This window comes from Pseudomonas triclosanedens (genome assembly GCF_026686735.1).
Taxonomy (GTDB): domain Bacteria; phylum Pseudomonadota; class Gammaproteobacteria; order Pseudomonadales; family Pseudomonadaceae; genus Pseudomonas; species Pseudomonas triclosanedens.
In genome coordinates, this window is sequence record NZ_CP113432.1 from 4,836,764 (window position 1) to 4,849,464 (window position 12,701).

9 protein-coding genes are annotated in these 12,701 nt (G+C 65.3%); 2 read left to right on the forward strand and 7 right to left on the reverse strand.

Annotated elements, in window-relative coordinates:
• Positions 1-13 precede the first annotated feature (13 nt).
• Together OU419_RS22395 and OU419_RS22400 are read left to right on the forward strand one after the other, a co-directional pair.
• Positions 14-1,144, forward strand: coding sequence for an NAD(P)/FAD-dependent oxidoreductase (locus OU419_RS22395; RefSeq protein ID WP_254470561.1), 1,131 nt, complete (start codon positions 14-16; stop codon positions 1,142-1,144).
• 84 nt (positions 1,145-1,228) lie between these two features.
• Complete coding sequence (locus OU419_RS22400; RefSeq protein ID WP_254470560.1) at positions 1,229-1,858, forward strand: helix-turn-helix transcriptional regulator; 630 nt, start codon at positions 1,229-1,231, stop codon at positions 1,856-1,858.
• A gap of 398 nt (positions 1,859-2,256) precedes the next feature.
• On the opposite strand, the gene OU419_RS22405 is transcribed toward OU419_RS22400, so the two are convergent.
• The 7 genes from OU419_RS22405 to OU419_RS22435 form a co-directional block, all read right to left on the reverse strand.
• Positions 2,257-3,033, reverse strand: a complete 777-nt coding sequence (locus OU419_RS22405) for an ABC transporter substrate-binding protein (RefSeq protein WP_254470559.1) — start codon at positions 3,031-3,033, stop codon at positions 2,257-2,259.
• Between the two features lie 748 nt (positions 3,034-3,781).
• The gene (moaA, locus tag OU419_RS22410) at positions 3,782-4,768 is read right to left on the reverse strand and encodes a GTP 3',8-cyclase MoaA (protein WP_254470558.1); all 987 of its coding nucleotides are present in this window, start codon (positions 4,766-4,768) and stop codon (positions 3,782-3,784) included.
• A gap of 115 nt (positions 4,769-4,883) precedes the next feature.
• Complete coding sequence (locus OU419_RS22415; protein ID WP_254470557.1) at positions 4,884-5,702, reverse strand: peptidylprolyl isomerase; 819 nt, start codon at positions 5,700-5,702, stop codon at positions 4,884-4,886.
• A gap of 102 nt (positions 5,703-5,804) precedes the next feature.
• Positions 5,805-6,491 (reverse strand): respiratory nitrate reductase subunit gamma, encoded by a 687-nt coding sequence (narI, locus tag OU419_RS22420; protein ID WP_254470556.1) that lies wholly within the window; start codon positions 6,489-6,491, stop codon positions 5,805-5,807.
• Between the two features lie 2 nt (positions 6,492-6,493).
• On the reverse strand, positions 6,494-7,246 hold the full coding sequence (narJ, locus tag OU419_RS22425) for a nitrate reductase molybdenum cofactor assembly chaperone (RefSeq protein ID WP_254470555.1): 753 nt from the start codon (positions 7,244-7,246) through the stop codon (positions 6,494-6,496).
• 5 nt (positions 7,247-7,251) lie between these two features.
• Positions 7,252-8,787 carry a nitrate reductase subunit beta gene (gene narH, locus OU419_RS22430; protein ID WP_254470554.1) on the reverse strand — a complete coding sequence of 512 codons (1,536 nt, stop codon included), beginning with the start codon at positions 8,785-8,787 and terminating at the stop codon, positions 7,252-7,254.
• An 11-nt stretch (positions 8,788-8,798) separates the two neighbouring features.
• Positions 8,799-12,578: a nitrate reductase subunit alpha gene (locus tag OU419_RS22435; protein ID WP_254470553.1), complete on the reverse strand. Its 3,780-nt coding sequence runs from the start codon at positions 12,576-12,578 to the stop codon at positions 8,799-8,801.
• Positions 12,579-12,701 lie beyond the last annotated feature (123 nt).

Genomic DNA, 12,701 nt, shown 5'->3' on the forward strand with positions numbered 1-12,701 from the left:
CCCGGAAATGAGCATGATCGAAGTCGACTTCCTCATCATCGGCGGCGGCATTGCCGGCGCCTCCACCGGTTACTTCCTCTCCCGCCACGGCAAGGTTGCCGTGCTGGAGCGCGAATCCCACGCCGGCTACCACTCCACTGGTCGCTCGGCGGCGCTCTACACCGTGGCCTACGGCACGCCGCAGGTGCGCGCGCTGACCGCCGCCAGCCGTGCATTCTTCGACAGCCCGCCCGAAGGCTTCGCCGAACACCCGATCCTCACCCCGCGCGGCGAAATGACCGTGGACTTCGAAGGCAACCCGGAAGAACTCCAGCGCCAGTTCGAAAGCGCCCGCGACAGCGTGCCGGAAATGCGTCTGCTGGACGCCGACGAAGCTTGCGCCATCGTCCCCGTGCTGCGCCGCGAGAAGGTCCACGGCGCAATGCTCGACCCCAGCGCCGCTGACATCGACACCGACGGCCTGCTGCAAGGCTACCTGCGCGGCATCCGGCGCAACGGCGGCAATCTGCACCTGGACAACGAAGTCCTGGCCATCGGCCGCGTCGACGGTATCTGGGAGGTGCGTTGCGCACACCAGAGCTACCGGGCGCCGGTACTGGTCAACGCCGCAGGCGGCTGGAGCGACAAGATCGCCGAACTGGCCGGCGTCACTCCACTGGGCCTCACGCCCAAGCGTCGCGCAGCCTTCCTGTTCAGCCCGCCCGAGGGCGTGGACAGCCACGCCTGGCCGGTGCTGGTGAGCCTGGATGAATCCTTCTACTTCAAGCCCGACGCCGGCATGCTGCTCGGCTCCCCCGCCAACGCCGACCCGGTGGAGCCCCACGACGTGCAGCCCGAAGAACTGGACATCGCGATGGGTATCTACCAGATCGAGGAGCACACCACCCTGAGTATTCGCCGGCCAAGCCATACCTGGGCCGGGCTGCGCTCGTTCTTCGCCGATGGCGACCTGGTTTCCGGCTACGACCCCGTCACCCCCGGCTTCTACTGGGTGGCAGGCCAGGGTGGCTACGGCATCCAGACCTCGGCGGCAATGGGCGAAGCCAGCGCCGCGCTGATCCGCGGCGAAGCACTGCCCGAGCACCTCTCCCGCCACGGTCTGAGCGAGGCGATGCTATCGCCGGCGCGCCTGCTCGCGAACTGACGAGCCGCCGATCGTGACAGCCCGCGGGCGCTTGCGGCACACTCGCCAGCGCCCGCCCGGCCTACCGCTCCGAGAGCCACGACCATGACCGTTGCAGACCCGCTGGACAACTACAAGGCGATTGCCGACGCCATCGCCATGCTGTTCTTCCCCCACGCCGAAGTGGTCATCCACGACCTGCGCACGCAGCGGGTCGCCTATCTCGCCAACAACATATCCAAGCGCGAGATCGGCGACGACTCGGCGCTGGAAGACATGCTCGAAGGCGACGGCGACGGCGACTCACGCAACATCGGCCCCTACGAGAAGCTCAACTGGGACGGGCAGAAAATCCGTTCCATCAGTACCGTGCTGCGCGATGGACGGGGCGAGCCCCTGGCGGTGCTGTGCATCAACCTCAACATCACCCTGTTCGAGACGGCCAAGGCAGCGCTGGACCTGTTCCTTTCCTCGAACAAGCTGATCCCGCAACCCGACGCGCTGTTCCGCGACGACTGGCAGGAGCGCATCAACACCTTCCTTCACGCCTGGCTGCGGCAGCGGCAACTGAGCCTCTCCACCCTCAGCCGCGACCACAAGCGCGAACTGGTCCTGGCCCTGCACGCCGAAGGCGCGTTCAAGGGCAAGAGCGCGGCGAACTACGTAGCCAACGTACTGAACATGGGGCGGGCAACGGTGTACAAGCACCTGAAGGAGTTGAAGGAGGAAGTCTGAGGAGCAAGCCCTGACTCCGACTTCCCCGGCGAACGCATCCTACGTTCTGGCTCTGGCTCCTAGGGACTTTCAGAAAAATGTCCGCACGCGCCGAATGCCCCGTTCAACGAGGGTATTTTTCGCCCCAAGCGAAAAACCGGATGATTGGGGCAAGACCTTTGCCCACTTTGGGGCGTTTGCCAAAGTGGGTCGCCCGAGGGGGCGAAACAGGAAGTCCGTGCGTACGCCAAAGCGGCGCAGAAATACCCAAGCCGAAGCAGTAAAAGCCAGCACCATAAGAGCCGAGACAAGCGTCGGCCCTGCCGACGATCGCGAGCATGGCTCGCTCCTACAGGGAGACGCCGGCGCAACGAAAAAGGCCGCCCGAAGGCGGCCTTTGCTACAGCTCGACGGAGGGATCAGTCCCCGTAGATATCGCTCTTGAAGTACTTGCCTTCGATTTCCTTGTACTTGCCATTGGCGCGCAGCGCATCGATGGCGGCGTTCAACTCGCCAACCAGCTCGGTATTGCCCTTGCGCACCGCGATACCGGCACCCTCGCCGAAGTATTTCGGGTCTTTGAACTCCGGCCCGATGAAGGCGAAGCCCTTGCCGCGCGGAGTATCCAGGAAGCCGATCTGCAGCGGGATGGAGTCGGCGAAGGTGCCATCCAGGCGGCCCGCGACCAGGTCCAGGTAGATCTCGTCCTGGCTGGTGTAGCGCACCACGTTGGCGCCCGCCTTGCCCAGTACCTCGGTGGCGAAGCGGTCGGCGGTGGAGCAGCGCTGCACGCCGATGTTCTTGCCCTTGAGCTGGCTGAACTGGTCGTCCAACTGCGAGCCTTCCTTCATCACCAGGCGGCCCGGGGTGAAGTAGTACTTGTGGGTGAAGTCCACCGAACGCTTGCGCTCGTCGGTGATGGTGATGGACGACAGCGCGGCGTCGATCTTGCGCACCTTCAGCGACGGGATAAGGCCGTCGTATTCCTGCTCGACCCACTGGCACTTGCGCTTCATCTGCTCGCACAGGGCGTTGCCGATGTCGTAGTCGAAGCCGGCAATGCCGCCCTCGGGGGTCTTGTAGGCGAAGGGCGGATAGGCCGCTTCGATGCCGATGCGCAGCGGCTTGTCGTCGGCATGGGAGAAGGTGGCGAAGGTGGCCAGCAGCAGGCCGCCCAGCAGGGCTTTGCGATTCATCGATGAACTCCGTTGTGTGGTCGCCGGGGGGAGCGCCGGCCGGTACGTCTTGGCAGTGAGTACGGCATATCCTGGTTCGTCCGGGGACGCGACGCGGAAGGTCGCAGCGGCATTGCCTTGCCCTCACTCAGGCGAACGACTTCTTGTTCTGGTCCGTTCACGCAGGGTCTCGCGTAAACTTAAAATCCAATCTGGACTAAAAAGTACACAACGTCAATCGCCCCGGTGCAGACGCCGATCGTAGGGCGTATAACGCCTCTGGCCTCATCCGCCATCGCCAGCGCCCGGCGCCCGGCGCCGAGGCGGCGGATAAAGCGTTCCGCTTTATGCGCCCTACGGGTTGCCCGGCATGCCCGGCGATCGCACGGCACACTCCCCTTTGCGAGCCCTGCGCTACTCCTTCGGAGGAATGTCGCGCGCCGGGCTGCCGGCTTAGTCTGGAGCCGCTCCGATGTGATCCCGAGGAGGACCCGAAACGATTCATTCGCATGATTGACCGCACCTTCCACGGCTATACTTTTTGGCAGATGCCGAAGCCCCCGCGATACGCTCATGTCGCGGGGGCTTTTTTGTGCTCGCATTGCGGTCTTTTGCAGGAGCGAGCTTGCGCCTACACGAAACCGGATAGCCTGCACGAATCGAAAGCGCACACCGAAGCGGCGGATAATGCCGCGCGTTATTCGCCCTCCGGGTCCAGTGGAGACGCAAGGCACGCGGCGGGCATATTGCCCGCCAGGGGAGGTCTGTCTCAGCCGCCGCTGAGGTTCATGAAGCGCAGCACCTGCACGTCGCCAACGGTGAAATCGTGGCGCGCCGGTTTGCGCTGCAGGGCGCCATGCAGCGCGTCAAGGATCGGTTCGTCGTGCAGCGGATGGCGGCGCAGAAGGCTGCGCATGTCCAGGGAGTGTTCGTGGCCCAGGCACAGCAGCAGGCGGCCTTCGGCGGTCAGGCGCAGGCGGTTGCAGGCGGAGCAGAAGTTGTGCGAATGCGGCGAGATGAAGCCGATGCGGGTGCCCGGATGCTGGGCCAGGCGCATGTAGCGCGCCGGTCCGCCGCTGTGCTCGGTGCTGTCCAGCAGTTCATGGCGTTCGGCGATCAGCGCACGTACCTCGTCGCTGGAGCAGAAGCTCTCCTCGCGTTCGCGGCCGACCTGGCCCAGGGGCATTTCTTCGATGAAGCTGATGTCCAGCCGACGGGCGATGGCATAGTCCACCAGCGCCGGCACCTCGTCGGCGTTGCGTCCCGTCATCACCACGCAGTTCAGCTTGATGTGCTCGATGCCGGCCTCCTGCGCGGCATCGATCCCCCGCAGCACCTGGCCAAGGCGGCCGGTGCGGGTGATGGCGGCGAAACGCTGCGCGTCGAGGGTATCGAGGCTGACGTTCAGTCGTGACAGCCCTGCGCTGCGCAGGTCGCGCGCGTAGCGGGTGAGCTGCGAGCCGTTGCTGGTCATGCACAGCTCGCGCAGGCCGGGCAGCGCGGCGAGGCGCTCGCAAAGACCGACGATGCCGGGACGCACCAGCGGTTCGCCGCCGGTAAGGCGCAGCTTCTTCACGCCGCGCTCGACGAAGATCCGCGCCACCCGCTCGATCTCTTCCAGGGTCAGCACCTGCTGGCGCGGCAGGAACTTCATGTTCTCGGCCATGCAGTAGACGCAGCGGAAATCGCAGCGGTCAGTCACCGAAAGACGCAGGTAGTCGATCTTGCGGCCGTGGCCGTCGATCCATTCGGACATGGTTTTCACTCCGGCCGACCCTCGCCATCCGCGGCGAAGGCCGATATTCATGGCCGTTTCCGAAGCCCCTCCCTGCCCTGGGGGAGGAATAGGGAGAGAGGGGGCCGGAACCGGTTCACTGCACCAGCGGCGACTCCGCAGCGTCGAAGACGAAGCCATCGATCTGTGCTTCACCGGCCAGCACGCTGATGTACTGGCTGACGGCACGCTGCAGCACCTGGGCGCGCAGGTAGCCAGCGATGCGCGGACGCGCTTGTGCGAAGTCCAGCGGCTCGCCGCCATCACGCTCGATCAGCTCGACCACGTGCAGGCCGTAGCGACTTTCCAGCGGATGGCCAAGCAGGCCGGGTTGCTGTTGCAGCAGGCGTTTCTCGAACTCGGGGACGGTCTGCCCCGGCTCGATCCAGCCCAGGTCCCCTCCGTCGTCTTTCGACGGGCAGTCAGAGAAGCGCATGGCCTTCTCGGCGAAACGCTCGGGATGTCCACGCAGTTCGGCCAGCAGTTCCTCGGCCTGTTCGCGGGCCTTGGCGCGGCCTTCCAGGTCGTCCGGTGCGCAACCCAGCAGCACGTGGCGCAGACGCATGCGCCACGGCGAAGTCAGGCGGGAGGGGTTGGTTTCGTACCATTGGCGGCAACTGGCCTCGTCGGCTTCGGGCACGCCGACTTCACGGTCGATCAGGGCGCGAATGCGCGCTTCTTCCGGGGCCTCGCCCTCTTCCGCGTCGGCCGCGAGGCCCAGCGCGTCGGCGCGCTGCACCAGCAACTGGCGTACGACCAACGCGCGGCAGGCGGAGTACAGCGCCTGGGCATGGCTGGCGGCAGGGTGGTATTGCAGCTCGCGAGCCAGTTCGTCCTCGGCGATGGCGACGCCATTGACGGAGATGGCAGGCAGGTCGACGTGTTCGACCTTGGCTTCGTAGTGGGAGCAACTCATTTCGATTACCTCCGGATGGCGGATCACGCCGGTGGCGCTATCCGCCCTACGGTTCGAGGTTCGGGTAGGGCGAATAACGCGCCAGCGTTATCCGCCGCCTCATCACAGCGCGCGACGCTTGGTGCGGACCACCTGGTAGCGGCGGCCGAAGTACCACACCGGGGCGCTGACGATGTGCACCAGGCGGGTGAAGGGGAACAGCACGAACAGGGTCAGCCCCAGAGTCACGTGCAGCTTGTAGACCAGCGACACCGGCGCGATGGCCTCGGCGGCGGCCAGCGGCTGGAAGGTGACGATGGACTGCGCCCAGTCGGCCAGCATGACCATCACCGAACCGTCCAGGTGATGAGTCGATGCGACTATGGTGGACAGGCCGAGGATCAACTGGACGTAGAGCACCAGCAGGATCATCAGGTCCGACGCGTTGCCGGTGGCACGCACGCGGTCATTGGTCAGGCGGCGCAGGATCAGGCCGGTCAGGCCGATGAAGCAGAGGATGCCGAAGAAGCCGCCGGAAACCATCGCCAGCAGTTGCTTCTGTTCGGTGCTGATGACGTGCTCGTAGACCGAGTGCGGGGTCAGCAGGCCAACGAAGTGGCCGGCGAGGATGAACAGTACGCCGACGTGGAACAGGTTGCTGTAGACCCGCATACCCTTCTTGCTCAGCATCTGGCTGGAGCCGGCTTTCCAGGTGTATTGCGAGAGGTCGAAGCGCGCCCAACTGCCGACCAGGCAGATAGCGAGCGCGACATAGGGGTAGATCCCGAACGCTAGAAGATCGAGGGACATGTTCAGACTCCTTCTCTGGCCGCCCGGTACTGCATCTGCGGCACCGGCTGGGCGACCCACTGCATGGGTTGTTCTGCGGCGGAGGAAATCCGCCGGGCGCTGGTGGACGGGCAACCGGCGGCGGGCTCGGTGAAGCTCACCGGGGTTTCCTCCCAGGCCTTGTCGATGGCTTCCAGGCTGTCGTCGCGCACTTCCTGTTCGCGGTCGCGCTTGAGCGCGCCGAAGTCGGGACGCTCGCCGGACAGCTCCAGCAGGCCGTGGAAGACCGCCGCATAGGCGCTGCCGCGCTCCTCCAGGCGCAGCGCGAGCAACGCGAGGATGTGCGCGACTTCCACCAGCCCGGCACACGCCGACTCGGCGTCCAGCAGGGCGAGGAACTCCAGGTACAGCGGCAGGTAGTCCGGCAGTTCGTTGACGTCGATCACCAGGCCCGCCTGGGTGTAGCGATCCATCAGGTCGACCATCGCCTGGCCACGGTCGCGGGATTCGCCGTGCACGTGTTCGAACAGCAGCAGCGAGACCGAGCGGCCACGCTCGAACAGGCCGTCGTAGCGGGCCTGCACGTCGAGGATGTCGCCCTGGCACAGTTCGTTGAGCAGCGCGGCGAGGCCGTCGCGCTGCGCTTCGGACAGGTCACAGGTGCGGATCAGGGCATGCAGCGCCAGGCTTTCCTCGCGCAGCTCGACGCGCGGGTAGTCCAGCAGCAGCGCGCTGAGTTTTAGCAGTTGGCTGTGCTTCTCAAGGGAGATTCCCATCGCAGTCACTCCTGTATCTGCACGGTCTGGATGACGTTGCGCTTGTCCACGGCCTTGCCGCCGAACAGGTTCACGCCGGAGTTGCCCGAGCAACCGTTGCCGAAGCTGAAGCCGCACCCCGAACGCTCGGCGAAGGCATCCGACAGCGCCTCTTCACGGTGCGCCGTGGGGATGACGAAGCGGTCTTCGTAGTTGGCGATGGCCAGGTAGCGGTACATCTCTTCCACCTGGTTCACGCTCAGGCCGACCTTTTTCAGCACGTCCAGGTCCTGCTTGCCTTCCACGTGCTCGGCACGCTTGTAGGCGCGCATGGCCAGCAGGCGCTTGAGGGCCAGCAGCACCGGCGCGGTGTCGCCGGCGGTGAGCAGGTTGGCCAGGTACTGCACGGGAATGCGCAGGGACTCGACGTCCGGGATCACCCCGTCGCTGCCGATATGGCCTTCGGCGGCGGCGTTCTGGATCGGCGACAGCGGCGGCACGTACCACACCATCGGCAGCGTGCGGTATTCCGGGTGCAGCGGCAGGGCCAGTTTCCAGTCCATCGCCAGCTTGTATACCGGCGACTTCTGCGCGGACTCGATGACACTGTCCGGCACGCCGTCCTTGCGGGCCTGCTCGATCACCTTCGGGTCGAACGGGTCGAGGAAGATCTCCAGTTGCTTCTGGTACAGCTCGCGCTCGTTCTCGCAGGTGGCCACTTCGTGGATGCGGTCGGCGTCGTACAGCAGCACGCCGAGGTAGCGGATGCGGCCCACGCAGGTCTCCGAGCAGACGGTCGGCTGGCCGGCCTCGATGCGCGGGTAGCAGAAGATGCACTTCTCGGATTTGCCGCTCTTCCAGTTGAAGTAGATCTTCTTGTACGGGCAGCCGCTGATGCACATGCGCCAGCCGCGGCACTTGTCCTGGTCGATCAGGACGATGCCGTCTTCCTCGCGCTTGTAGATCGCACCGCTCGGGCACGAGGCCACGCACGCCGGGTTCAGGCAGTGCTCGCACAGGCGCGGCAGGTACATCATGAAGGTGTTTTCGTACTCGCCGTAAATGTCCGCCTGGACCTTGTCGAAGTTCTTGTCCTTGCGCCGCTTGGCGAACTCGGTACCGAGGATTTCCTCCCAATTGGGCCCCCACTCGATCTTCTGCATGCGCTGGCCGGAAACCAGCGAGCGCGGCCGGGCCACCGGCTGGTGCTGGGCCTTGGGCGCGGTGTGCAGGTGCTGGTAGTCGAAGTCGAACGGCTCGTAGTAGTCGTCGATTTCCGGCAGGTCCGGGTTGGCGAAGATGTTCGCCAGCACGCGGAACTTGCCGCCGATGCGCGGAACGATGGAGCCGTCGGCGTTACGCTTCCAGCCGCCCTTCCACTTCTCCTGGTTCTCCCACTCCTTCGGGTAACCGATGCCGGGCTTGGTCTCGACGTTGTTGAACCAGGCGTACTCGACGCCTTCGCGGCTGGTCCAGACGTTCTTGCAGGTGATGGAGCAGGTGTGGCAACCGATACATTTGTCGAGGTTCAGCACCATGCCGACTTGCGAACGAATTTTCATGGCGTCTCTCCTCAAATGTCCTGGGGCAGCGGTTGCGGCAGGGCGTCACCGCCCAGCCCGCCGTGCTCCGGCTCGTCGAGCCAGTCGACTTTGTTCATCTTGCGCACCACGACGAACTCGTCGCGGTTGCAACCCACCGTGCCGTAGTAGTTGAAGCCCCACGCCTGTTGCGCGTAGCCGCCGATCATGTGGGTGGGCTTGAGAACCACGCGGGTCACCGAGTTGTGGTGTCCGCCGCGGGTGCCGGTGGTCTCGCTGCCCGGCAGGTTCACGATGCGTTCCTGGGCGTGGTACATCATCACCATGCCGTCCTTCACGCGCTGGCTGACCACCGCGCGGCAGGTGGCGGCGCCATTGGCGTTGAAGACCTCGACCCAGTCGTTGTCCTCGATGCCGGCGCGCTTCGCATCGTTCTCGCTCATCCAGATGATCGGGCCACCGCGCGACAGGGTGAGCATCAGCAGGTTGTCGCTGTAGGTGGAGTGGATGCCCCACTTCTGGTGCGGGGTGATCCAGTTCAGGGTGATTTCGGTGTGGCCGTTGGGCTTCTTGTTGAACAGCTTGTCGGTGCTGCGGGTGTTGACCGGCGGCCGATAGCTGACGAAACCTTCACCGAAGGCCTGCATCCAGGGGTGATCCTGGTAGAACTGCTGGCGCCCGGTGAGCGTGCGCCACGGGATCATCTCGTGGACGTTGGTGTAGCCGGCGTTGTAGCTCACGTGCTCGTCTTCCAGGCCCGACCAGGTGGGGCTGGAGATGATCTTGCGCGGCAGCGCCTGGACATCGCGGAAGCGGATCTTCTCTTCTTCCTTGGGCAGCGCCAGGTGGGTGTGGTCGCGGCCGGTGAACTTCGACAGCGCCTCCCAGGCCTTCACGGCGACCTGGCCGTTGGTTTCCGGCGCCAGGGCGAGAATCACCTCGGCGGCATCGATGGCGCTCTCGATGCGTGGGCGGCCTTCGCTGATACCCGGTTCGGTGACCTTGTGGTTCAGCTCGCCGAGCAGCTTGATTTCCTTGTCGGTGTTCCAGCCGATGCCCTTGCCGCCGTTGCCCAGCTTGTCCAGCAGCGGGCCGAGGGAGGTGAACTTCTTGTAGGTGTTCGGGTAGTCGCGCTCGACCACGTGCAGGGTCGACATGGTGCGGCCCGGGATCGGCTCGCACTCACCGGTTTTCCAGTCGCTGCCGCCGAACGGCTGGGCGAGTTCGTTGGTGGTGTCGTGCAGCAGCGGCACAGTGACCAGGTCCTTCTCCACGCCCAGGTGGCCGACGGAAACTTCGGAGAACCTCCTGGCGATTGCCTTGTAGATTTCCCAGTCGCTCCTGGCTTCCCAGGCCGGGTCGGTGGCGGCCGACAGTGGGTGGATGAAGGGGTGCATGTCGGAGGTATTGAGGTCGTCCTTTTCGTACCAGGTCGCGGTCGGCAGGACGATGTCCGAGTACATGCAGGTGGAGGACATGCGGAAGTCCAGGGTGGTGACCAGGTCCAGCTTGCCTTCGGCGCCGTCGTCGACCCAGTCCACTTCGCCCGGGCAGGGGCCGCCGGCCTTGCCGAGGTCGTCGTTCATCACGCCGTTCTTCGCGCCCAGCAGGTACTTGAGCATGTACTCGTGGCCCTTGCCCGAGGAGCCGAGCAGGTTGGAGCGCCAGATGAACATGTTGCGCGGGAAGTTCTGCGGATCGTCCGGTTGCTCGCTGGCAACGCGCAGGTTGCCGGCCTTCAGTTCGCGCACCACGTAGTCCTGCACCGGAATGCCTGCGCGTTCGGCGTCGGCGACGATGTGCAACGGGTTGCGGTTCAGTTGCGGGGCGGACGGCAGCCAGCCCATGCGCTCGGCGCGGATGTTGTAGTCCAGCGCGTGCTCGGGGAACTGCCGGGTGTCGGCCAGCGGCGAGAGGACTTCGTGCATCGAGATCTTCTCGTGGCGCCACTGCGAGCTGTGCAGGTAGAAGAAGCTGGTGCCGTTCATCTGCCGCGGCGGCCTGCTCCAGTCGGTGCCGAAGGCCAGCGGAACCCAGCCGGTCTGCGGACGGAGCTTCTCCTGGCCCACATAGTGCGCCCAGCCGCCGCCGCTCTGGCCGATGCAGCCGCACATCATCAGCATGTTGATGACCGCACGGTAGTTCATGTCCATGTGGTACCAGTGGTTCATCGCCGCGCCGATGATCACCATGGCCTTGCCGTGGGTCTTGTCGGCGCTGTCGGCGAACTCGCGGGCCACCTGGATCGCGCGCGCCGCCGGCACGCCGGTGATGCGCGCCTGCCAGGCCGGGGTGTAGGGCACGTCGGCGTCGGTGTAGGAGGCCGCGACGTTGCGGCCACCCAGGCCACGGTCGACGCTGTAGTTGGCCATCTGCAGGTCGTACACGGTGGCGACGCGCAGGGGCTGTCCGTCGGCGCCGGTCACTTCGCGGAAGGGCACGCGGCGCACCAGCACCTCGTCGTTGGCCACGCCCTTGAAGTGCGGGTGCTCCTGCCCGGCGAAGTACGGGAAGGCCACGTCGCAGGCATTTTCCGGGCCGTCGATCAGGGTCAGGGCCAGGCGGGTTTCACGCTGCTCGCCGCCTTCCTTTTCCTCGATGTTCCACTTGCCCGATTCGCCCCAGCGGTAACCGATGGCGCCAGTCGGCGAGACCAGCTCGCCGGTGAGTTCGTCCAGGGCGATGGTCTTCCACTCGGGGTTGTTGTCCTGGCCGAGGTTGTCCGCCAGGTCCGCCGCGCGCAGGTAGCGGGTCGGCTTGAGCACGCCACCTTCGTGCGCTTCGAGCAGCACCAGCATCGGCATGTCGGTGTACTGGCGGCAGTAGTCGACGAAGTAGGCGCTGGGCTTGTCGAGATGGAATTCCTTGAGGATGACGTGACCGAAGGCCATGCCCAGCGCGGCATCGGTGCCCTGCTTGGGGTTGAGCCAGAGGTCGGTGAGCTTGGCCACTTCGGAATAGTCCGGGGTGACGGCCACGGTCTTGGTGCCCTTGTAGCGGACCTCGGTAAAGAAGTGCGCGTCGGGGGTACGGGTCTGCGGGACGTTGGAGCCCCAGGCGATGATGTAGCTGGAGTTGTACCAGTCGGCCGATTCCGGCACGTCGGTCTGCTCGCCCCAGATTTGTGGCGATGCGGGCGGCAGGTCGCAGTACCAGTCGTAGAAGGACAGGCAGACGCCGCCGATCAGCGACAGGTAGCGGGCGCCGGCGGCATAGCTGACCATGGACATGGCCGGGATCGGCGAGAAGCCGATGATGCGGTCCGGGCCGTAGGTCTTGGCGGTGTAGACGTTGGCGGCGGCGATGATCTCGGTGACTTCGTTCCAGCTCGAACGGACGAAGCCGCCCAGGCCGCGCTCGCTCTTGTAGCTTTTCGCCTTGGCCTTGTCCTCGACGATGCTGGCCCAGGCGTCCACCGGGTCGTTGTGCGCGGCGCGCGCTTCGCGCCAGAGCTTGAGCAGCGGCTTGCGCACCTTGGGATACTTCAGCCGGTTGGCGCTGTACAGGTACCAGGAATAGCTGGCGCCACGTGGGCAGCCGCGCGGCTCGTGGTTGGGCAGGTCCGGGCGGGTACGCGGGTAGTCGGTCTGCTGGGTTTCCCAGGTGATCAGGCCGTTCTTCACGTAGATCTTCCAGGAACAGGACCCGGTGCAGTTCACCCCGTGGGTGGAGCGTACGATCTTGTCGTGCTGCCAGCGCTGCCGGTAGCTGTTTTCCCAGGCACGGCTCTCGTTGGTAACCTCGCCATGACCATCGGCGAATTCACCCTGCTTCTTCTTGAAGAATTGCAGGCGGTCGAGCAGGTAACTCATCGGTATCTCCTCACCCGGTCTGTGCCGGGCGTTCAAGCTCAATCAGGCAGGCGCTCTGCGGCGGATGGTGGAGCTCATCCGCCCTGCGCCAGGGCAATGCGTAGGGCGCATAACGCGCAGCGT